This window comes from Pseudonocardia sp. ZF1, from assembly GCF_056835605.1.
This window is the reverse complement of sequence record NZ_JAJNBY010000001.1, coordinates 4,900,944-4,923,456: the sequence shown is the minus strand read 5'-3', so window position 1 is coordinate 4,923,456 and position 22,513 is coordinate 4,900,944. Positions and strand designations below refer to the sequence as shown.

Annotated in this window: 14 protein-coding genes; 6 read left to right on the top strand and 8 right to left on the bottom strand. The window is 71.7% G+C overall.

Features of this window, described 5'->3' with window-relative positions:
• Nucleotides 1–189 precede the first annotated feature (189 nt).
• The 4 genes from ZF1_RS23630 (at nt 190) to rplL (ending at nt 2,993) form a co-directional block, all read left to right on the top strand.
• Nucleotides 190–813 (top strand): hypothetical protein, encoded by a 624-nt coding sequence (locus ZF1_RS23630; RefSeq protein ID WP_083658784.1) that lies wholly within the window; start codon nt 190–192, stop codon nt 811–813.
• A gap of 80 nt (nt 814–893) precedes the next feature.
• A complete protein-coding gene (locus tag ZF1_RS23625; RefSeq protein WP_073576480.1) occupies nt 894–1,685 on the top strand; it encodes a nuclear transport factor 2 family protein in 792 nt (263 codons plus the stop codon).
• Nucleotides 1,686–1,994: 309 nt separating this feature from the next.
• Nucleotides 1,995–2,561, top strand: coding sequence for a 50S ribosomal protein L10 (gene rplJ / locus ZF1_RS23620; RefSeq protein WP_073576479.1), 567 nt, complete (start codon nt 1,995–1,997; stop codon nt 2,559–2,561).
• 42 nt (nt 2,562–2,603) lie between these two features.
• A complete protein-coding gene (gene rplL / locus ZF1_RS23615) occupies nt 2,604–2,993 on the top strand; it encodes a 50S ribosomal protein L7/L12 (protein ID WP_073576478.1) in 390 nt (129 codons plus the stop codon).
• Between the two features lie 65 nt (nt 2,994–3,058).
• On the opposite strand, the gene ZF1_RS23610 is transcribed toward rplL, so the two are convergent.
• Both ZF1_RS23610 and ZF1_RS23605 read right to left on the bottom strand, forming a co-directional pair.
• Complete coding sequence (locus tag ZF1_RS23610; RefSeq protein ID WP_482638379.1) at nt 3,059–4,741, bottom strand: AMP-binding protein; 1,683 nt, start codon at nt 4,739–4,741, stop codon at nt 3,059–3,061.
• Nucleotides 4,741–5,691, bottom strand: a complete 951-nt coding sequence (locus ZF1_RS23605; RefSeq protein WP_482638378.1) for a cyclase family protein — start codon at nt 5,689–5,691, stop codon at nt 4,741–4,743. The genes ZF1_RS23610 and ZF1_RS23605 overlap by 1 nt, the downstream gene beginning before the upstream one ends.
• Before the next feature lie 538 nt (nt 5,692–6,229).
• Between ZF1_RS23605 and rpoB the strand changes: the two genes are divergently transcribed.
• Both rpoB and ZF1_RS23595 read left to right on the top strand, forming a co-directional pair.
• Complete coding sequence (rpoB, locus tag ZF1_RS23600) at nt 6,230–9,739, top strand: DNA-directed RNA polymerase subunit beta (protein WP_482638377.1); 3,510 nt, start codon at nt 6,230–6,232, stop codon at nt 9,737–9,739.
• 47 nt (nt 9,740–9,786) lie between these two features.
• Nucleotides 9,787–13,698 carry a DNA-directed RNA polymerase subunit beta' gene (locus ZF1_RS23595; RefSeq protein WP_482638376.1) on the top strand — a complete coding sequence of 1,304 codons (3,912 nt, stop codon included), beginning with the start codon at nt 9,787–9,789 and terminating at the stop codon, nt 13,696–13,698.
• A gap of 130 nt (nt 13,699–13,828) precedes the next feature.
• Here ZF1_RS23595 and ZF1_RS23590 read toward each other — a convergent pair whose 3' ends face one another.
• The 6 genes from ZF1_RS23590 to ZF1_RS23565 all read right to left on the bottom strand — a co-directional run bounded on the left by ZF1_RS23590 (nt 13,829) and on the right by ZF1_RS23565 (nt 22,512).
• A complete protein-coding gene (locus tag ZF1_RS23590) occupies nt 13,829–14,737 on the bottom strand; it encodes an alpha/beta hydrolase (protein ID WP_482638375.1) in 909 nt (302 codons plus the stop codon).
• A 61-nt stretch (nt 14,738–14,798) separates the two neighbouring features.
• On the bottom strand, nt 14,799–16,202 hold the full coding sequence (locus ZF1_RS23585; RefSeq protein ID WP_482638374.1) for a KamA family radical SAM protein: 1,404 nt from the start codon (nt 16,200–16,202) through the stop codon (nt 14,799–14,801).
• On the bottom strand, nt 16,199–18,325 hold the full coding sequence (locus tag ZF1_RS23580; RefSeq protein WP_482638373.1) for an ABC transporter transmembrane domain-containing protein: 2,127 nt from the start codon (nt 18,323–18,325) through the stop codon (nt 16,199–16,201). Before ZF1_RS23580 ends, ZF1_RS23585 begins: the two co-directional genes overlap by 4 nt.
• Nucleotides 18,322–19,860: an ABC transporter transmembrane domain-containing protein gene (locus ZF1_RS23575; RefSeq protein WP_482638372.1), complete on the bottom strand. Its 1,539-nt coding sequence runs from the start codon at nt 19,858–19,860 to the stop codon at nt 18,322–18,324. The genes ZF1_RS23580 and ZF1_RS23575 overlap by 4 nt, the downstream gene beginning before the upstream one ends.
• Nucleotides 19,853–21,424 (bottom strand): AMP-binding protein, encoded by a 1,572-nt coding sequence (locus tag ZF1_RS23570; protein ID WP_482638371.1) that lies wholly within the window; start codon nt 21,422–21,424, stop codon nt 19,853–19,855. Before ZF1_RS23570 ends, ZF1_RS23575 begins: the two co-directional genes overlap by 8 nt.
• Nucleotides 21,421–22,512 (bottom strand): inositol-3-phosphate synthase, encoded by a 1,092-nt coding sequence (locus tag ZF1_RS23565; RefSeq protein ID WP_482638370.1) that lies wholly within the window; start codon nt 22,510–22,512, stop codon nt 21,421–21,423. The genes ZF1_RS23570 and ZF1_RS23565 overlap by 4 nt, the downstream gene beginning before the upstream one ends.
• Between the last annotated feature and the right edge of the window lies 1 nt (nt 22,513).

Here is a 22,513-nt window from a genome sequence, read left to right as displayed (position 1 = left end):
CACGACGGTCGCGCCCCGTCCGGGGCGTGACCGGCACGACGGCCGGGTCACACCCGGGCCCGGCCGGCACGACGACCGCGGGGGACCGCCGTCCGCCGGACGGCGCGGACCCCCACGGCCGGCCCACGGCCGCCCGGTGCGGTCGCCGAGCGGCTGTGCCCCCGCAGCCGGGAGGAGGAACGCTCCCCGATGAACACCGACGTTGCCGGCTCCGACGCCGACACGAAGGCCGACCCGACGGCCGACACCCCCGACGGTTCCGCGCCCGTGGAGCCTGCCACCGGTCCGGACGGCGGCCAGACCCCGCCCGGACCGCTCGCCAGGGCCCTGCCCGTGGCCGCCGTCGTCGCGGCGGTGCTCGCGCTCGTGCTGGGCGGCCTGTGGCTGTTCGCGCTGAACAGCGACGCCACCCAGGTCGCCCAGGCCCGCGACGAGGCGCTCCGTGACGCCCGCCAGGCCGTGATCAACCTGAACACCCTGGACCACTCCGACGCCCAGAAGGGCCTGGACCTGTGGATCCAGTCCTCGGCCGGGTCGGTCCGCGACGAGTTCGTGTCCAACCGCGACGCCTACGCCAAGCTGGTGACCGACCAGAAGCGCACCACCGCCGCGACCGTCACCGACGCCGCGGTGACCGAGGTCGACCCGCGCGCCGGGACCGCCCGGGTGCTCGCCGGCGTCGACGTGACCGTCACGCCCGAGGGCGGTCAGCCCGCCGTGACCCGCCAGCGCATCGAGCTCGGCATGGTCCGCACCGACGACGGCTGGAAGGTCGACGCACTGGAGCCGCTGGTCACCCCGGGTACGGGCTGACCCTCCGGCCCGACCCCCGGCCCCCCGGCGGTGCCCCGCACCGCGCCGCTCCCAGGTCGACCACCCCAGGAGGTCACCGCATGTCCACCCCCCGCCGCCGCCCTGCGGGCGGCATCCGCAGGCCCCAGGTCGCGGGCCGCCCGCGCACCCGCGCCGACGAGCCCGACGAGGAGGAGACCGGCACCGGCGGTGTCGCCCTCGACGAGCGCTCCGGTGACGCGGTCCCGTCCGCCGCACCGGTCCGCTCCGGCGACGCCGGGCGCACCGACGCCCCCGGCACGGCCGACGACGACGACGCCGACGGCACCCCGGCCGGCGCCGACGGCACCCCGCGTCGCCGGTCGTTGCTGTCCGCCCCGACGAGCCGGCGCGCGACCGGGCTGCTGCTCGCCGTCACGGTGCTGCTCGTCGCGGCCGCCGCGTTCTTCGGCGCCGAGTGGTACCGCACGACCTTCACCGGGTCGGCGTCCAACACCGCGCTCACCGACGTCGGCACCACCGCGCAGGTCGGCGAGCAGGTCGGTGAGGCGATCACGAAGGTCTACTCCTTCGACTACGCCCGCCTCCAGCAGGCCGAGGACGACGCCCGCGGCGTCATCACCCCGGGCTTCCAACCGGAGTTCGACAAGATCTTCGGCAGCGTGAAGGACCTCGCCCCGCAGCAGAAGGCCGTGGTCACCGCGACGATCCCGAAGCTCGCCGTGGCGAGCATCGACGGCGACCGCGCGACCGTCTACGCCTTCGTCAACCAGGTCATCCGCCGCCAGGCCGACGGCGGCGCCCCGCAGGAGGGCTCCGCGGCGGCGCGGCTGCGGGTCGACGCCCAGTTCGTCGACGGCCGCTGGAAGATCTCCGCGATGACGCCGGCCTGAGCAGGCCCGCCCCGCCGTACCCCCGGGTGAACCGGGGGTACGGCGAGGAGCTACAGTTGGTCCCGATCCACCGAAGACCGCAGGTCCGCGTCCTTCCCGAAGGGCGTACGAAGGTTCCGGGAACGTCCGGACGGCCCGCGCAGGAGGACGAGGCGACACCGGGCGCGCGAGTGCCCCACGAACTTCCGACGCCCCGTGCTGCTGCGCACGGGGCGTTCGTCGTCTCCGGGGTCGGAGTGGGAACTGCGTCGGTGGCACCCCCAAGCACGTCCCACGTGCACGAGACCGACCCCCGAGAGGAGGGCAGCGATGGCAGCACCTGACAAGGTCGCAGCGGTCGAGGAGATCACCAACCGCTTCCGCGAGTCGGACGCCTCGGTCGTGACCGAGTACCGCGGGCTCAGCGTCGCCAAGCTGACCCAGCTGCGCCGGGACCTGGGTTCGGACGCGAACTTCCGCGTCGCGAAGAACACCCTGGTCAAGCGCGCGGCGGCGGAGGCCGGGGTCCAGGGCCTGGACGACCTGCTCGCCGGCCCGACGGCCATCACCTTCATCAAGGGTGAGCCCGTCGAGGCCGCGAAGGCGATCAAGCAGTTCGCGAAGGACAACCCCGGTCTGACGATCAAGGGCGGGTACATGGACGGGCGCGCCCTGTCCACCGCCGAGATCGAGCAGCTGGCGGACCTCGAGACCCGTGAGGTCCTGCTGGCCAAGCTGGCCGGCGCGATGAAGGCCAACCTGTCCAAGGCCGCGGGGCTGTTCAACGCCCCGGCCTCGCAGGTCGCCCGCCTCGCGCAGGCACTGGCCGACAAGAAGGCCGAGTCCGGCGAGTCCGCCGCTCCGGCCGATGCCGACGGCGACTCCGCCGAGAGCTGATCACCACCCCCATCTGTCTTTCGTAGAGAAAGGACCGCCACCATGGCGAAGCTGTCCACCGACGAGCTGCTCGACGCCTTCAAGGAGCTCACCCTGCTCGAGCTCTCGGACTTCGTGAAGAAGTTCGAGGAGACCTTCGAGGTCACCGCGGCCGCCCCGGTCGCCGTCGCCGCCGCGGGTGCCCCCGCCGCCGGTGCCGCCCCCGCCGAGGAGGAGAAGGACGAGTTCGACGTCGTCCTCGAGGCCGCCGGTGACAAGAAGATCCAGGTCATCAAGGTCGTCCGCGAGGTCGTCTCGGGCCTGGGCCTGAAGGAGGCGAAGGACCTCGTCGAGTCCGCGCCGAAGTCGCTGCTCGAGGGTGTCGCCAAGGAGGCCGCCGAGGCCGCCAAGACGAAGCTCGAGGAGGCCGGCGCCAAGGTCTCGCTCAAGTGACCTGAGCACCGCTCGCACGACGGGGCGCCGACCCACCGGGTCGGCGCCCCGTCGTCGTCTCCGGGTCAGGTCTGCTCGCGGGCCCGCAGCTCGCGGCGCAGCACTTTGCCCGTGACGGTCTTGGGCACCTCGTCGAGCAGCTCCACCTGCCGCGGGTACTTGTAGGCCGCCATCCGTTCCCGGGTGAACGCGATCAGCTCCTCCGGGGTGGCCGAGGCACCGGCCCGCAGTGACACGAACGCCTTGACCGTCTCGCCCCGGTACTCGTCGGCGACGCCGACCACCGCGGCCTCCCGCACCGCGGGGTGCTCGTAGAGGACGTCCTCCACCTCGCGCGGCCACACCTTGTAGCCGCCCGCGTTGATCTGGTCCTTCTTGCGGTCGACGATGTAGAACCAGCCGTCGGCGTCCATGTAGCCGACGTCCCCCGTTCTGAGTTCGGGCTGCGCGAGCTCCCCGGTGGGGAACGCGTGGGCCGTCTCCTCGGGCTTGCCCCAGTAGCCCGCGACGACCTGTGGCCCGGACGTGCAGATCTCCCCGATCTCGCCGGGCGGGAGCTCCGCGCCGTCGTCGTCGAGGATGCGCACGACGGTGCCGTAGATCGGAACGCCCACCGACAGCGCCCCGGACGCGGAGTCCACCGGCCCCTGGGTGCCGATCGGCGTCGCGTGCGACGGCGAGGTGGTCTCGGTCAGCCCGTAGATGTTGTGGATCCACAGCCCGAACGCCTCGTGGAACGCGGTGACCGTCGACGGCGGGATCGGCGCCCCGCCCGAGCAGATCGTGCGCAGCGACGCGAGCGCCTCCCGGTCGGCGTTCGGGGCGTTCATCAGCGCGATGAACACGGTGATCGCCCCGACGGTCAGGGTCGGCCGGTGCTCCCGGATGACGTCGACGCCCAGCGACGGCTCGAACCGGTGGAACAGCACCAGCGGCGCGGCCAGGTACTGGGCGAGGGTCACGTGCGCGATCAGACCGGTGATGTGGAACAGCGGGGCGATGCCGAGGACGACCTCGTCGTCGCCGAGGCCGCACCACGTGGCGTAGGCCTGGCTGGTGAAGACGACGTTGCCGTGGGTGTTCATCGCGCCCTTGGGCGGCCCGGTGGTCCCCGAGGTGTAGGTGAGGAACGCGGTGTCGCCGGCGGTGAACGACACCGGCGGGGGAGTGCCGCCCCGGTGCGTCTCCAGGAACGCGCCGAGGTCGGTGACGTCGTCGCCGGACAGGTCCGGCCGCGCGGTGTCGGGGAGCGCACGCCGGTCGTCGCGGGTCTGGAACTCGCGCTCGGAGGTGGTGAGCACGGTGCGCACGCCCGGCTGCCCGGCCAGCACGGTCCGCGCGACGCCGTCGTAGAGCGACTCCAGACACACCAGCACCGACGACCCGGAGTCGCGCAGCAGCAGCTCCAGCTCCCGCTCCCGGTTCATCGGGTTGACCGACACCGCGACGCCGCCGGCCTTCCAGGTGCCGACCAGGCCGAGGACGAACTGCGGCACGTTCTGCAGATACATCGCGACGCGCTCGCCCGCGGTGAACCCGCCGGCGAGCAGCCCGGCGGCGAAGGCGTCGGTGAGCTCGTCGAGCTCGCGGTAGGTGAGCGCGCCGTCGAAGTAGCGGATCGCGTCGCCGTCGGGGTTCCGCGCCACCGCGGCGCGGAACATCGACAGCGCGTCCGGGAAGTCCGGGGTGATGTCGTGCGGCTGGCCCTCGGCGTAGCGGGCCAGCCAGGGGCGGTCGGCGTAGGACATCAGCGGATCACGATCGGGTTCACCGGTGCCCCCGTGCCGTTGACGACCTTGAGCGGGGCCGCGGCGTAGAGGAAGCTCCACCGTCCGTCGGCGGCGCAGGCCTCGGCGAGGTCGTCGAGCCAGGCGATCTCGGTGAGGGCGACGCCGAGGTTGCGCATCAGCGCGCAGTGCAGCGGGAGCGCGACGCCGGTGTGCGGCTCGCTGGTCACCTCGTTGGCGATCGTGTCGGTGACGAGGTTCGGGATCTCCTTGCGCTGGAACCACTCCACGAGCTCGCGTGAGTAGGTGAGCCCGGGCTCGGTGAAGTCGGTGTAGAAGGTGGCCGGGTCGTTGAGCTCGTACCAGTACTTCATCCATCCGGTGCGGATGACGAGCACGTCGTGCGGCTCGATGTCGACTCCCTGTGCCTGCGCGGCGGCCTCGAGGTCGGTGTGGTCGAAGGTCTCGCCCTTGTCGAGCCACTCCTTGCCGCGGTGCCGGGCCATGTCGACGAGCACGCCCCGCCCGACGACGCCCTTCTCCGCGATCGGCAGCACCGAGGCCCGGTCCATCGCGTCGACGGTGGAGCGCGCGTCGTAGCCGTTCCAGAGCTTGCCGTCGTACCAGACGTGGCCGAGCGCGTCGTACTGCGTGGAGCCCTGCAGGAAGATGAGGGCGGTGTCGTCGGCGTAGTGCAGACCGCCGGGGAACTGCGGTGCGTCGGCCGAGTCCCAGGTGCCCTCGTCCATGACGTTCTGGCGCTTGATGCCCTCGCGGCCCGGCCACAGCGGGTCGCCCGGCGCCTCGGTGCGTCCCATGTGGATCTGCAGGGTGAACACCTCGCCGGAACGGACGTGCTGCACGCCCCGCAGGACCTCGCCCGCGTCCAGGTAGTTCAGGCAGCCGAGCTCGTCGTCGGGACCCCACTTGCCCCAGTTGCTGGGGGCGTCGTCACCGAGGAGCTCGCGCATGGGAGGAGTGCTGTCGGACATCGTCGTCCTTTCGTCGCCGCCGGCCGTCACCGACCTGTGACCGATCGTTGGCGTCCCGACGACACCGTGTCAACCGTCACGCGGATCGCCCCGGACGGGCGTCGGTGGACCGGTCGTCCCGGCAGGATGACCGCTCGTCGACGAAGTGGGACTTGACTCGGTGCGGCGTGCAGGTCACCCTTGGGCAACGGTGGTTGCCTGGATGCTGGAATCGGCGACCTGTCTCGACAGCTGCGCTCGCAGCGTCTATAGTCATTCTTTGCGCTGTCTGCGTCCAGGCTCACGCGCTCATGACCGGGGAAGACTTCCGGACCGATCCGTCGGCCGCCGGAGAGGGTTCGGCGGACATGGGTGCGGGGGTTTCGTTCGTCCGTCAGCGCCCGACAACAGACGGCGTGCGACGTGGCCGGCTACCGGCTTCTCGATCCGGGGGGGACCCCGATCGGATCGAGGGAGACGGTAGCGCCCGCCACCGGCGCACGCCAGACGAGAAGCGCAGTTCTCGGAAGGACGCATCTTGGCTGTCTCCCGCGCCGCCGCGACCACCTCGACCCTCTCCGCTTCGGCGAACCCGAACTACCCCGGCGCACCCACCCGGGTCACCTTCGCGAAGATCGCCCAGCCGTTGGAGGTCCCCGACCTTCTCGACCTGCAGATCCAGTCGTACGAGTGGCTGGTCGGCAGCGAGGCCTGGTTCCAGCGCCGGATCGAGGCCGGTGACGATCTCCCGGTGAGCGGTCTGGAGGAGATCCTCACCGAGATCTCGCCGATCGAGGACTTCTCGGGCTCGATGTCGCTGTCCTTCTCCGACCCCCGCTTCGACGAGGTCAAGGCCTCCGTCGAGGAGTGCCGGGACAAGGACATGACCTACGGTGCCCCGCTGTTCGTGACGGCGGAGTTCACGAACAACACCACCGGTGAGATCAAGTCCCAGACGGTCTTCATGGGCGAGTTCCCCGTGATGACCGACAAGGGCACCTTCATCATCAACGGCACCGAGCGCGTCGTCGTGTCGCAGCTCGTCCGTTCGCCGGGTGTCTACTTCGACCACGCGATCGACAAGACGACCGAGAAGGACGTCTACTCGGTCAAGATCATCCCGAGCCGGGGTGCGTGGCTGGAGTTCGACGTCGACAAGCGCGACACCGTCGGTGTCCGCATCGACCGCAAGCGCCGTCAGCCGGTCACCGTGCTGCTGAAGGCCCTGGGGTGGACCGCCGAGCAGATCGGTGAGCGTTTCGGGTTCTCCGAGACGATCATGACGACGCTCGAGAAGGACAACACCGCGGGCCAGGACGAGGCGCTGCTCGACATCTACCGCAAGCTGCGCCCCGGCGAGCCGCCGACGCGCGAGTCGGCCCAGGCGCTCCTGGAGAACCTGTTCTTCAAGGACAAGCGCTACGACATGGCCAAGGTCGGTCGCTACAAGGCCAACAAGAAGCTCGGCCTCGACATCGACAACTCGGTCGGCACGCTGACCGAGGAGGACGTCGCCACCACCATCGAGTACCTCGTCCGGCTGCACGCCGGCGAGACCACGATGGCCGTGGGCTCCGGTGACTCCGCGCGGGAGATCCCGGTCGAGACCGACGACATCGACCACTTCGGCAACCGGCGCCTGCGCACCGTCGGCGAGCTGATCCAGAACCAGGTCCGGGTCGGTCTGTCCCGCACCGAGCGGGTCGTCCGCGAGCGGATGACCACCCAGGACGTCGAGGCCATCACGCCGCAGACCCTGATCAACACCCGGCCGATCACGGCCGCGATCCGCGAGTTCTTCGGCACCTCGCAGCTCTCGCAGTTCATGGACCAGCACAACCCCCTCGCAGGCCTGACCCACAAGCGCCGGCTGTCGGCGCTCGGCCCGGGTGGACTGTCCCGTGAGCGCGCCGGCATGGAGGTCCGCGACGTCCACCCGTCGCACTACGGCCGGATGTGCCCGATCGAGACCCCCGAGGGGCCGAACATCGGTCTGATCGGGTCGCTGGCCTCGTTCGCGCGGGTCAACCCGTTCGGCTTCATCGAGACGCCGTACCGCAAGGTTGTCGAGGGCGTCGTCACGTCCCGGATCGACTACCTGACCGCCGACGAGGAGGACCGTTTCGTCGTCGCGCAGGCCAACGCCCGCCTCAACGAGGACGGCTCGTTCGCCGAGGAGCGGGTGCTGGTTCGCCGCAAGGGCGGCGAGGTCGACCTGATCTCGCCCTCGGGCGTCGAGTACATCGACGTCTCGCCGCGCCAGATGGTGTCGGTCGCGACCGCGATGATCCCGTTCCTCGAGCACGACGACGCGAACCGCGCGCTGATGGGCGCCAACATGCAGCGTCAGTCCGTGCCGCTGCTGCGCTCGGAGTCGCCGCTGGTCGGCACCGGCATGGAGCTGCGTGCCGCCGTCGACGCCGGTGACGTCGTCACCGCCGAGGCCGCCGGTGTGGTCGAGGAGCTGTGCGCCGACTACATCACCGTGATGGACGACGAGGGGCAGCGTCAGACCTACCGTCTGAACAAGTTCCGCCGCTCGAACCAGGGCACCTGCAACAACCAGAAGCCCATCGTCGACGAGGGGCAGCGGGTCGAGGTGGGCCAGGTGCTCGCCGACGGTCCCTGCACCGAGAACGGTGAGATGGCGCTGGGCAAGAACCTGCTCGTGGCGATCATGCCGTGGGAGGGCCACAACTACGAGGACGCGATCATCCTGTCGCAGCGCCTCGTGCAGGACGACGTGCTCACCTCGATCCACATCGAGGAGCACGAGATCGACGCGCGCGACACCAAGCTCGGTGCCGAGGAGATCACCCGGGACATCCCGAACGTCTCCGAGGACGTGCTCGCCGACCTCGACGAGCGCGGCATCATCCGGATCGGTGCCGAGGTCCAGCCCGGCGACATCCTGGTCGGCAAGGTCACGCCCAAGGGCGAGACCGAGCTGACCCCGGAGGAGCGCCTGCTCCGCGCGATCTTCGGTGAGAAGGCGCGCGAGGTCCGCGACACCTCGCTGAAGGTCCCGCACGGCGAGAACGGCAAGGTCATCGGCATCCGGGTCTTCTCCCGCGACGACGACGACGAGCTGGCCCCGGGGGTCAACGAGCTGGTCCGCGTCTACGTGGCCCAGAAGCGCAAGATCTCCGACGGTGACAAGCTCGCCGGCCGGCACGGCAACAAGGGCGTCATCGGCAAGATCCTCCCGCAGGAGGACATGCCGTTCCTCCCGGACGGCACGCCGGTCGACATCATCCTGAACACCCACGGTGTGCCGCGTCGTATGAACATCGGCCAGATCCTGGAGACCCACCTCGGGTGGATCGCCAAGTCCGGCTGGGAGATCGAGGGCACGCCCGAGTGGGCGGCGCAGATGCCCGAGGAGCTCTACTCGGTGCCCGCCGACACGAACACCGCGACGCCGGTGTTCGACGGTGCGCGCGAGCACGAGATCACGGGTCTGCTGGGCTCGACCCGTCCCAACCGGGACGGCGAGCGGATGGTCGGTCCGGACGGCAAGGCGCAGCTGCTCGACGGCCGCTCCGGTGAGCCGTACCCGTTCCCGGTCGCGGTCGGCTACATGTACATCCTGAAGCTGGCCCACCTGGTGGACGACAAGATCCACGCCCGGTCGACCGGCCCCTACTCGATGATCACCCAGCAGCCGCTGGGCGGTAAGGCGCAGTTCGGTGGCCAGCGCTTCGGTGAGATGGAGTGCTGGGCGATGCAGGCGTACGGCGCCGCCTACACCCTGCAGGAGCTGCTGACGATCAAGTCCGACGACGTCGTGGGCCGCGTGAAGGTCTACGAGGCGATCGTCAAGGGCGAGAACATCCCGGAGCCGGGGATCCCCGAGTCGTTCAAGGTGCTCCTCAAGGAGCTGCAGTCGCTCTGCCTGAACGTCGAGGTGCTCTCCAGCGACGGTGCGGCGATCGAGATGCGGGACGCCGACGACGAGGACCTCGAGCGTGCCGCGGCGAACCTGGGCATCAACCTGTCCAGCCGCCCGGGCTCGGAGTCGATGACCGTCGACGACGTCGTCAACTGACCCCCGTCCGACCAGCCGCCCTTTAAACGAAGAAACAGAGGACATACGTGCTCGACGTCAACTTCTTCGACGAACTGCGCATCGGCCTGGCCACCGCCGAGGGCATCCGCCAGTGGTCGCACGGTGAGGTCAAGAAGCCCGAGACCATCAACTACCGCACCCTGAAGCCGGAGAAGGACGGGCTCTTCTGCGAGAAGATCTTCGGTCCGACCCGGGACTGGGAGTGCTACTGCGGCAAGTACAAGCGCGTCCGGTTCAAGGGCATCATCTGCGAGCGCTGCGGCGTGGAGGTCACGCGCGCCAAGGTGCGTCGTGAGCGGATGGGCCACATCGAGCTGGCCGCCCCGGTCACGCACATCTGGTACTTCAAGGGCGTCCCGAGCCGGCTGGGCTACCTGCTCGACCTGGCCCCCAAGGACCTCGAGAAGATCATCTACTTCGCGGCGTACGTGATCACCTCGGTGAACACCGAGCTGCGGCACAACGACATGTCCACGCTCGAGAACGAGATGAGCGTGGAGCGCCGCCGGGTCGAGCAGACCCGCGACGCCGACCTCGAGGCCCGCGCCCAGAAGCTCGAGGCCGACATCGCCGAGCTCGAGGCCGAGGGTGCCAAGGGCGACGTCCGCCGCAAGGTCAAGGACGGCGGCGAGCGCGAGATGCGTCAGCTGCGCGACCGTGCCCAGCGCGAGCTGGACCGGCTCGACGAGATCTGGACGACGTTCACCAAGCTCGACGTCCAGCAGCTCATCGCGGACGAGTCCATCTACCGCGAGCTCTACGACCGCTACGGCGACTACTTCACCGGTGCCATGGGTGCCGAGGCGATCCAGAAGCTGCTGGAGAACTTCGACATCCCGGCCGAGGCCGAGAAGCTGCGCGAGATCATCCGGTCCGGCAAGGGCCAGAAGAAGCTGCGTGCGCTCAAGCGCCTGAAGGTCGTCGCGGCGTTCCAGACCACCGGCAACTCGCCGATGGGCATGGTGCTCGACTGCGTGCCGGTCATCCCGCCGGACCTGCGCCCGATGGTGCAGCTCGACGGTGGCCGCTTCGCGACCTCGGACCTGAACGACCTGTACCGCCGGGTCATCAACCGGAACAACCGCCTCAAGCGACTGATCGACCTCGGCGCGCCCGAGATCATCGTCAACAACGAGAAGCGGATGCTCCAGGAGTCCGTCGACGCGCTGTTCGACAACGGCCGTCGTGGCCGGCCGGTGACCGGTCCGGGCAACCGCCCGCTCAAGTCGCTGTCCGACCTGCTGAAGGGCAAGCAGGGCCGGTTCCGCCAGAACCTGCTCGGCAAGCGCGTCGACTACTCGGGCCGTTCGGTCATCGTCGTCGGCCCGCAGCTGAAGCTGCACCAGTGCGGTCTGCCCAAGCAGATGGCGCTGGAGCTGTTCAAGCCGTTCGTGATGAAGCGCCTGGTGGACCTCAACCACGCGCAGAACATCAAGTCCGCCAAGCGGATGGTCGAGCGCGGCCGCTCGCAGGTGTGGGACGTGCTCGAGGAGGTCATCTCCGAGCACCCCGTGCTGCTGAACCGTGCGCCCACGCTGCACCGTCTCGGCATCCAGGCCTTCGAGCCGCAGCTGGTGGAGGGCAAGGCCATCCAGCTGCACCCGCTGGTCTGCGAGGCGTTCAACGCGGACTTCGACGGTGACCAGATGGCGGTGCACCTGCCGCTGTCGGCCGAGGCGCAGTCCGAGGCCCGCGTGCTGATGCTGTCGTCGAACAACATCCTGTCCCCGGCGTCGGGTCGCCCGCTGGCGATGCCGCGTCTGGACATGGTCACGGGTCTGTACCACCTGACCCGTCTCCGCGAGGATGCCCACGGCGCCGGGAACCACTACGGCTCCGCGGCCGAGGCGATCATGGCCTACGACCGCAAGGTCCTCCACCTGCAGGCGCCGATCAAGATCCGGCTCCCGCAGGTCACCCCGACCCCGGGCACGGACGCCGAGACCGTGACCGAGGACGGCGTCTGGACCGCGGAGACCACGCTCGGGCGGGTGCTGTTCAACGAGCTCCTGCCGGCGGACTACCCGTTCGTCAACGAGCCGCTGCCGAAGAAGCGCCAGGCCACGATCGTCAACGAGCTGGCCGAGCGCTACTCGATGACCGAGGTCGCGCAGGTCCTGGACCGGCTGAAGGACGCGGGTTTCTACTGGGCCACGCGCTCCGGCGTCACGATCTCGATCGCGGACGTGCTGGTCCCGCCGGCCAAGGCGGGCATCCTCGAGGAGTACGAGGCGAAGGCCGACCAGATCAACAAGCGCTACCAGCGTGGTGCCCTGTCGCACCAGGAGCGCAACGACGAGATGGTCAAGATCTGGAGCCGGGCGACCGAGGAGGTCGCCAAGGCGATGGAGCAGAACTTCCCCGAGGACAACCCGATCCCGACGATCGTGCAGTCCGGGGCCGCGGGCAACATGACCCAGATCCGCCAGCTGGCGGGTATGAAGGGTCTGGTCGCGAACCCCAAGGGCGAGTTCATCCCGCGTCCGATCAAGGCCTCGTACCGTGAGGGCCTGTCGGTGCTGGAGTACTTCATCTCCACGCACGGCACCCGTAAGGGTCTGGCGGACACCGCGCTGCGGACCGCGGACTCCGGGTACCTGACCCGTCGTCTGGTCGACGTGTCGCAGGACGTCATCGTCCGCGAGGTCGACTGCGGCACCGAGCGCGCCATCCCGATGGCGGTCACCGAGGAGACGAGCGACGGTCGGTTCATCCCGCACCGTTACCTGCGCACCTCGGTGTACGCCCGGACCTCCGGCGAGGAGATCACCGCGGCGGACGGCACCGTGCTGGTCCGCAAGGGCGACGACCTCGGCGACGCCGTGCTCGACGCACTCGTCGCGGCCGGCGTCAAGACGGTCCGGGTCCGCTCCGCGCTGACCTGCGCCTCGGCCACCGGTATCTGCGGCATGTGCTACGGCCGCTCGATGGCCACCGGCAAGCTGGTGGACGTCGGCGAGGCCGTCGGCATCGTCGCCGCACAGTCCATCGGTGAGCCCGGCACCCAGCTGACGATGCGTACGTTCAAGCAGGGTGGCGTCGCGGGTGACGACATCACGACCGGTCTGCCGCGTGTCACCGAGCTGTTCGAGGCCCGGGTCCCGCGCGGCAAGGCGCCGATCGCCGACGTCGACGGCCGCATCCGCATCGAGGACGGCGACCGGTTCTGGAAGATCACGCTGATCCCGGACGACGGCGGCGAGGAGATCGTCTACGAGAAGCTGTCCAAGCGGCAGTGGCTCGGGATGACCACCGTCGACGGCACCGAGCGTCCGCTCGCCGACGGCGACCACGTGACGGTCGGCCAGCTGCTCCTCGAGGGCATGGCGGACCCGCACGAGGTGCTGCGTGTCATGGGCCCGCGTGAGGTGCAGCTGCACCTCGTGCGTGAGGTGCAGAAGGTGTACCGCACGCAGAGCGTGGACATCCACGACAAGCACATCGAGGTCATCGTCCGGCAGATGCTGCGCCGGGTGACGATCATCGACTCGGGTGCGACCGAGTTCCTGCCCGGCGCGCTCGCCGAGCGGGGCGAGTTCGAGTCCGAGAACCGTCGGGTCGTCGCGGAGGGCAACGAGCCGGCCTCGGGCCGCCCGGTCCTCATGGGGATCACCAAGGCCTCGCTGGCGACGGAGTCGTGGCTGTCCGCGGCCTCGTTCCAGGAGACCACCCGGATCCTCACCGATGCCGCGATCAACGGAAAGCGCGACAAGCTCGTCGGGCTCAAGGAGAACGTGATCATCGGAAAGCTGATCCCGGCGGGTACCGGCATCAACCGGTACCGCAACATCCAGGTCCAGCCGACCGAGGAGGCCCGCGCGGCCGCCTACGCGCTGCCGAGCTACGACGACGGCTACTACAGCCCCGACGTGTTCGGCACGGGCACCGGTGCCGCGGTGCCGCTGGACGACTACGACTTCGGCCGCGACTACCGCTAGGCGGTCGCACCGGTCCGATCCCACGACGGTGGGGCCGGACCGCCCGGAGAGTCTCGAACGGGGCCGGACACCTCTCTCCCGTGGAGGTGCCCGGCCCCGTTCGCGTTCCCGGGGGGCGTGAACGGGCGGGTCAGCGGCGCTCGGCCGCGCAGTCGGCGCGCAGCGCGGCCCCCAGCGCGCCCAGCGCCGCGTCGGCCTCGCGCAGCGTGCCGGCGAGCACCGGGAACGCGTGCCACATGCCGTCGGCCCGCTGGTAGGTGACCGGGTTGCCGGCAGCCCGGGCCCGCTCCACGAGGCGGTCGGCGTCGTCGACGAGTACCTCGTCCGCGCCGGCGACGACGTGCAGCGGCGGCAGCCCGGACAGGTCCGCATCGAGCGGGCGCAGGTCCGCGGCGTCGCCATCGGCCGCGCCGCGGTAGTCACCTGCCGCGTTCGGCAGCCACGACGGGTCGAGCATCGCGTCGCTCGCGGCGTTGCGGCGCAGCACCGGGGACGTGCAGTCCAGGTCCAGCCACGGCGAGATCAGCCCGACCGAGCCGGGGAGCTCCTCGCCGGCCGCGCGCAGACGCAGCACCAGCGACATCGCGAGCCCGCCGCCCGCGGAGTCGCCCGCGACGGCGATCCGGTGGGCGGGGTGACCGGCCGCGCGCAGCGCGCGGAAGGCCGCGACGGTGTCGTCGACGGCGGCCGGGTAGGGGTGCTCGGGTGCGAGCCGGTACTCCGCGGCGTGCACCGGTGTGCCGGTCGCCCGGCTCAACCCGGCCAGCAGCGCCCGGTGCGACGCCGCAGAGCCGACCAGGTAGCCGCCGCCGTGCAGGTAGAGCACGCGGTGCGGGCCCGGCGCGCCGACCGAGGAGACGACCTCGGTGGGCACGCCCCCGAGCGAGCCCCGCGCCCGCCGGACACCGCGCGGCAGCGGCAGCGCCGCTCCGGTGAGGTCGAGCAGGCGTCGGCGGAGCGCCACCGGCAGCGCCGGGGACAGCAGCGGAGCGGCGACGACGGAGGTCAGGGCCCGGTTGACGGCGAGCGGAAGGTGCACACCGGACCCTATCCCGGTGTTCGTCGTCCCCCGGTCGTCCGGACCGGGGCGGGCCGCAGGGTCACCCCCGCGCGCCGGTCTCCACGGGCGGTGTCTGCCACCAGCGTTGCCCGCTGAACGGGAGCGACGGCACCGGGTCGTGGTACACGAGGTCCCGGGCGTGTGTGTCGTCCTCGAACGCCGTCCGGTAGTTCTTCGACCAGTACGACGTCCCGGTGACCCGGTCGTAGTGCTCGACCTGGTGCACCCACCGCTTGCCGACGAACGGCACGTCGCAGACGATCCGCGGCGTCGCGTAGCCGGGCAGGTAACCGAGGATCCCGTGCTGCAGGTCCTGCGCCTTCCACAGCGGGATCCGCCAGTGCTCGGCGAACGGGATCATGTCGCACATGTAGAAGTAGTACGGCAGGATCCCGGCCTCGTCCTGCAGTGCGAAGCACAGGTCGAGCAGGTCGGTGACGGAGTCGTTGACGCCGGCCATCAGCACGCCCTGGTTGCGGACGTCGCGCAGGCCGGCGTCGAGCAGCCCGCGGGTGGCCTCGGCCACGAGCGGGGTCACCGAGGCGGCGTGGTTGACGTGCGTGTGCATCGCCAGGTGCACGCCGCGCCGCCGGGCGACGCCGGCCAGGCGGGCCAGGCCGTCCACGATCCGCGGCTGCATCCAGTGCTGGGGCAGCCCGGCGAGCGCCTTGCTGGCCAGCCGGACGTCGCGCACCGAGTCGATGTCGAGCAGCTGCTCGACGAACGCCTCGAGCTGCGGCCACGGCACGTTCGCGACGTCGCCGCCGGAGACGACGACGTCGCGGACGCCCGGCGTCGCGCGCAGGTAGTCGAGCATGGCGGCCTGCCGGTCGCGGGGGCGCAGCTCGAGCCGGTGCTTCGTCACGGCCGCCGTCGACGTGCCCACCAGGTCCATCCGCGTGCAGTGCCCGCAGTACTGCGGGCAGGTCGGCACGAGCTCGGCGAGCACCTTCGTCGGGTACCGGTGGGTCAGGCCCTCGACCGCCCACATGTCGGCCTCGTGCAGCGAGTCCCGGGTCGCGAGCGGGTGGCTCGGCCAGAACGGGTCGCGGTCGGTGCGCACCGGCAGCATGTAGCGGCGGACCGGGTCCCGGTACAGGGCGGCCGTGAACGTGACGGCGTCCGTGCCCGCGCCGAGGCGCGGCACCATCGTGTTGACGATCTGCGGGGTCAGCAGCATCGCCATCGTGGCCGTCTCCTCCTGGTCCCGGACCAGGTCGTCGAGGAAGTCCGGCAGCAGCAGCGGCCCGAGCAGCTCGGCGAGCTGCCGCGCGGACTTGACGCAGTGGGCGCGCTGCCACTGGGCGTCGCGCCACTGCTCCTCGTCGACGTCACGCCAGCCGGGCAGGCGCCGCCAGTCCGGCTCGGTCAGCCGCCGCCGGACGTACCGGTAGGGCGCGGGCCCGGAGTGTGTCCGGGTGGACAGCTCGTCGACGAGGGTCACGGCGCGACCCCTCCCGACGAGGCCGGGCCGGCGTGCGCGGCGGCACCGACCATGCGCCCCAGGTCGTCGAGCGTCATGTCCGGGTCCAGCATCTGCTGGGTCGTCACCCGCACCCCGTGGGTCCGGTGGATGTTCCTCGCGATCCGGATCAGGTCGAGCGAATCGATCTCCAGCTCGTACAGGTTGCGGCCGGTGTCGATCTCCCCGGCCGGTCGGTCGAGCAGGTCGGCGACCCAGCCCACGAGATCGGCCAGTGCCGCCGGAGCGGTCCCGCTCCCGGTCGTCGGTGTCGGTGTCATCAGCTCGGTTCCCCCTTGTCGGTGCGTTTCGGCGTTCCGTCCCGCCCAGAGCGCGGCGTACCGCCCTCCGGCGGCCACGAGCTCGTCGTGCCTGCCGGACTCGACGATCCGGCCGTCGGCGACGACGACGACCCGGTCCGCCGCGGCGGCGATGTCCAGGTGGTGCGACACGGCCAGCACGGTGCGCCCGGCCAGTGCCGCCGTCAGCGAGCGCTCGACACCGCGGGCGGCGTCCCGGTCGAGCGCCGAGGTGACCTCGTCCAGGACGGCCACCGGCGGGTCGGCCAGCACGACACGCGCGAGCGCCAGCTGCTGGCTCTGCGCGGGCGTCGGCGTCGCGCCGCCGTCGCCGACGGCGCCGTCCAGCCCGTGGTCGAGGTCGCGCACCCAGTCGCCCGCGCCGACGGCGTCGAGCGCGGCCCAGACCTCCCGGTCGGTCCGCTCGCCCTCGCGCGCCGGGACCAGCGCCAGGTTCTCCCGCACCGTCCCGGCGAACACGTGCTGCTCCTGGGTGACCATGACGACCGCGCGGCGCAGCTCGGTCGCGGGGAGGGTGTCGACCCGCGCCCCGCCCACCGTCACCGCGCCGGACGTCGGCCGGTGCAGGCCGGCGACGAGCCGCCCGAGCGTCGTCTTCCCCGCGCCGGACGGCCCGACCAGCACGGTGAGGCTGCCGGCCGGCAGGACGAGGTCGACGTCGTGCAGGACCTCGACGCCCGGGGTGTACCCGAACCCGATCCCGTCGAGGCGGACCTCCCGCCCGTCCGGCGCCACGCCGTTCCCCGGAGCCTCGCCCTCGATCTCGCGGACCCCGAGGATCCGCCGCAGCGCCGCACCGCCGAGCTGTAGCTCGTCGAGCCAGGTCAGGACGTCGGCCAGCGGCTCGGACAGCCGCTCGACGTAGAGGACCATCGCGGTCAGGGCCCCGAGGCCGACGAGGCCCTGCTGCACGCCGTACGCGCCCGCGAGCAGCAGGACGGCGAGCGGGAGGAACACCCCGAACTCCAGGCCCGGGAAGAACACCGTGCGCAGGTCGATGGCCCGCCGGTTGTGGGCGCGCGCGACGCGCAGCGCCTCGGCGTGGTGGCGGGTCCGGTGCGGCCCGAGCCGCAGGGTGGCGACGCTCTGCGCGCCCGCGACCGTCTCGTGCACGCTGGACTGCACGGACGCCCAGCCGCCGAGCACGTTCTCGTAGGCGCGCCCCGCGCGCCTGCGGTACCAGACGCCGAGCGCGAGCAGCGGCGGCAGCGTGACGAGGCTGACGAGGCTCAGCAGCGGCGACACGAGCACCATCGCGACGAGCGTCAGGACCAGCGTGACGGCCGCGGTGAGGATCTCCGGGACGGCCGAGCGGACGCCCTCGTCGAGCACCTCGACGTCGGCCGTCGAGCGGCTGACGAGCTCACCGGCGTCCACGCGTTCGACGGTCCCCAGCGGCAGCGCCAGCACGTGCCGGACGTAGGACCCCCGGGTCCGCGCGAGGACGCCCTCCCCGATGGCCGCGCCCCACGAGCGCGCCCACCGGGTGCACACCGTCTGCGCGAGGAGCACACCGAGGAACCACAGGGCGAGCGTGTCGATCCGGGCCGGGTCACCGCCGTCGACCAGCGTGTCCACGATCCGTCCCAGCAGCAACGGCCCGGCGAGACCGGCGACCGCGGCGGCGACGACCAGCCCGAGCACGGTCGCGGTCCGCGCGGGTTCGGCGCGCAGCTGCTCGGCGAGCCAGGTCCGGACGACGGCTCGTCCGGCGCGCGGCACGGCCAGCGACCGCCGCGTCCCCGTCGTCGGCCCGGTCGCGGTCCCGGTCTCCGTCGCGGTCACCGGGTCACCATCCCGGCGGGCTCCGCGACGTCGTCGGCGACCGAGCGCCACGAGGGGCTCTCGGTGAGCACCACCGTCGTCCGCCCGCGGCGCAGCGCGGCGACGCCGCGGCAGACCTCCCACTCGGTGTAGGCGTCCAGGGCGCCGGTGGGGTCGTCGAGCACGAGGACGTCGGCGTCGGCGTGCAGGACACGGGCGAGCACGAGCCGCTGCCGCTGGCCGCCGGACAGGGACCGGGCGTCGACGTCGAGGTGCGCGTCCGGGCCGCCCAGCACGTCGTCGACGACGTCCTCGGCCACGGCGGCGCGCAGCGCCGGACGCAGGTCCGCGTCCGGCCGGGCGACGCGCAACTGCTCGCCGACGGGCCCGGAGAACAGCCGGTCCGAGGCGTCCGCGGTGAGCACGGCCGTGGCGCCGCTCTCCCTGCGCGCCGCCGCGGCGATCGACCGGGCCAGCTCCCGCGCGGCCGATCCGCCCACGGGGACGACGGTGAGCACGCCGGCGGCCGGCCGCACACCCGTCCCGGTCCCGACGACCGGGGGCGGGGTCGAGAGGATCTGCATGCGGATGCGGTCGGCGGCGACGGTCGCGACGGCGGCGGCGTCCGCGCTGGTCACGACATTCGTGATGGCCAGGTAGAGGAACCCGGACGCGCCGAACGCGGCGACGACGTCGCCGACGGCCGCGTCCCCGGTCAGCGCGAGCCGCGCCCCCGTCCACGTCGCGGCGACGATCACCAGGCCGGGCAGCAGCGTGGCGGCGGCGATCAGCGTCGCCTCGGACCTCCCGGCGGACACGCCCAGTCGCCGGACCTGTCGGTTGACCTCGTCGAAGCGGCGGGCGAACCGGTCCTCGCCACCGATCCCGCGCAGCACCCGCAGTCCGTTGACGATGTCGACCGACAGCGCCGTCGCCCGCGCCTGCTCCTCGCGCTGGCGCTCGCTGCGCTCGCGCAGCGGACGCATCAGCGGGCCGATCGTCAGCACCGCGAGCACGGCGCCGACGAGCAGCACGGCGCCCAGGACGGGGGAGCGGGTGAGCACGACGACCGAGACGACCACGAGCCCGAGCAGCGACCCGACGGTCCGCCCGAGGGACTCCACGAACTCCTCGACGTGCACCGCGTCGATCGTCGCCGCGGTCGTGAGGTCGCCTGCCGGGAGCCGCTCGCCGGGCACGACCGCGACGAGCCGGGCCATCAGGGCGCGGTGGCTGACCGTGCGCGCGTGCAGGCCGGCGAACGCCGAGGCCCGCAGGAGCCCGCCACCGGCCAGCGCCTGCACCGTCACCACGACCAGCGCCACCGCGGCCGGGACGAGTGCGCCCTGCGGGCCGCCGGTCGCGCGGATGCCCTCGATCGCCTCGCCGACGACGAACGGCAGCACCGAGAGCGGGACCATCCACACCGCGCCGAACGCAGCGGCGGTGAGCGTGAGCCGCAGCCTGCTGCGGATCACCCACCACAGGAACTGTCGCGGCCCGCGGGTGTCCGGTGTGCCGATCGGCGCGAACGCCGGGTCGATCGGCTCAGCCATCGGTCTCCCCGTCCGGGGCGTACCGCCGCTGGGTCGCCGCGCGGTCGATCTTGCGGCTGCGCGTGTGGCACAGCTCCGGCACGGCCAGCACGGCGCCGGGCACGAGGTGCGCGGGCGCGGTCGCCCGCAGGTGCCGTCGGATGTCCGCGAGGGCGTCCGCCTCGGGCGACCCGTCGTCGTGCAGCACGACGAACGCGGTGAGGCTGGTGTGCCCGCGGCGCGCGACCGGGGCGACGGCGACGGCGCGCACCCGCGGGTGCCCCGCGGTCAGGTACTCGACCTCGCCGAGGTCGACGCGGATCCCGCGCACCTTCACCTGTCCGTCGATCCGTCCCTTGTGGACGAGCGTCCCGGCGGGCCCCGGCCCGACTCGGTCACCGGTCCGGAACCAGACCCGCGGGCCGTCGCCGAGGTCGAGCACCGGGAACCGGCGCGCGGTCAGCTCGGGCCGACCGTGGTAGCCGAGCGCGACGTTCGGGCCGGAGAGCAGCAGCTCGCCGGTCGAGTCGGGGGACGCCTCCGTCCCGGTGCCGACCTCCTGGTCGCTCTCGGAGCCCTCATCGGGGGCGACGACGGCCTGCCGGACGTGGCCCAGCGGGCGGCCGAACGGCACCGGCGCGTCGTCGGGCAGCTCGACCGCCGCCGGTCCGGCGATGTCGACGGCGTGCGTCACGAGCGCCGTCTCCGTCGACCCGTACGTGTTGACCAGCCGCGTCGCCGGGAGCCCGAGCCGGTGCCACGCCCGGAGCATCTCCGGGCGCACCGGCTCCCCGCCGACGACGACGGTGCGGGTGCACGCGGGCAGCGTGCCGCCGTCCTCCAGGAGCACGGTGACCGTCTCGTGCCAGAACCCGGTCGGCAGGTTGACCACGGTCACCGCGTGCGTGTGCAGCACGCTCGGCAGGTCCAGGTCGGCGACCGGATCCAGGACGAGGGTCGCGCCACGGGACAGCGTCGGCAACAGCTCCTCGAGGCTGGTGTCCCAGAACAGTGGCGTGAAGTGCAGGACGCGGTCGTCGGGCTCGATGCCGTAGCACCGCACGAGTTCGGGCACGACGGCCGACAGCGCCCGGCGGGGTACGACGACCGCCTTCGGCGTGCCCGTGCTGCCGGACGTGAACAGCAGGTAGGCGGCGGACTCCGGGTCGGCGGGGACGACCTCGTCTGCGGTCAGCGGGTCGCCGTCGCGGGCCGGGGCGAGCATCCGCGCGGACGGCGGCACGGCCGCGTCCGGCAGCCGGCCGACGATCTCGGTGCAGCCGACCTGCTCGATCATCGCGCGCAGCCGCCCGGCGGGGGTGGACGGGTCCAGCGCGACGTAGCTCCGGCCGGCCGCGAGCACGCCGAGCGCTCCGATGATCGCGGCCGCGTCGTGGCGCGCGACGACGCCGACCGGCCCGTCGCCGTGTGGCGCGACCGCGTCCAGCACACCCCGCACGGCCGCCGCCAGTTCGCGGTAGCCGACCGGGGTATCCCCGTCGAGCAGCGCGCACCGGTCGGGCTGCCGGGCGGCGACCCGCAACAGGTCGGCGACCGGGTCGGCCGGCGTCGCCGCGGCAGTCACGACGTCGACTCGCCGCGGATGAACGCCTCGACCTTGTCCCGGGCGACGCCGTCGCGGTACTGCTCGGGTGGGGATTTCATGAAGTAGCCGGATGCGGAGAGGATGGGTCCGCCGATGCCGCGGTCCATGGCGATCTTCGCTGCGCGGACGGCGTCGATGATGATCCCGGCGGAGTTCGGGGAGTCCCAGACCTCGAGTTTGTATTCCAGGTTCAGTGGGACGTCGCCGAACGCGCGTCCTTCCAGGCGAACGTAGGCCCATTTGCGGTCATCGAGCCAGGCGACGTAGTCCGAGGGGCCGATGTGGACGTTGGCCTTGCCCAGGTCGCGGTCGACCTGGGAGGTGACGGACTGGGTCTTGGAGGTCTTCTTGGACTCGAGGCGTTCGAGTTCTTTCATGTTGAGGAAATCCATGTTGCCGCCGACGTTGAGTTGCATGGTGCGGTCGAGCTGGACGCCGCGGTCTTCGAACAGGCGTGCTAGGACGCGGTGGGTGATGGTGGCGCCGACTTGGGATTTGATGTCGTCGCCGATGATCGGGATGCCTGCGGTGCGGAATTTCTCGGCCCAGTCGGGGTCGGAGGCGATGAACACGGGTAGGGCGTTGACGAATCCGACGCCGGCGTCGATGGCGCATTGGGCGTAGAAGCGGTCGGCCTCCTCGCTGCCTACGGGCAGGTAGGACACCAGTACGTCGGCGTGGGCTTCGCGTAGTGCAGTGACGACGTCGACGGGGTCGTCGTCGGATTCGGTGATCGTCTCGCGGTAGAAGCGGCCGAGTCCGTCGAGGGTGTGTCCGCGTTGGACGGTGACCCCGAGCGGGGGGACGTCGGCGATGGCGATGGTGTTGTTCTCGCTGGCGGCGATGGCGTCCGAGAGGTCGTGGCCGACTTTCTTGGCGTCGACGTCGAACGCGGCGACGAATGTGATGTCACCGACGTGGTAGCCGCCGAAGTCGACGTGCATCAGGCCAGGGACCTGGCTGGTCGGGTCTGCGTCGGCGTAGTGATGGACGCCCTGGACCAGCGACGCGGCGCAGTTGCCCACGCCGACGACCGCGACACGGACTCCGGTGTCGGAGGTGGTCATC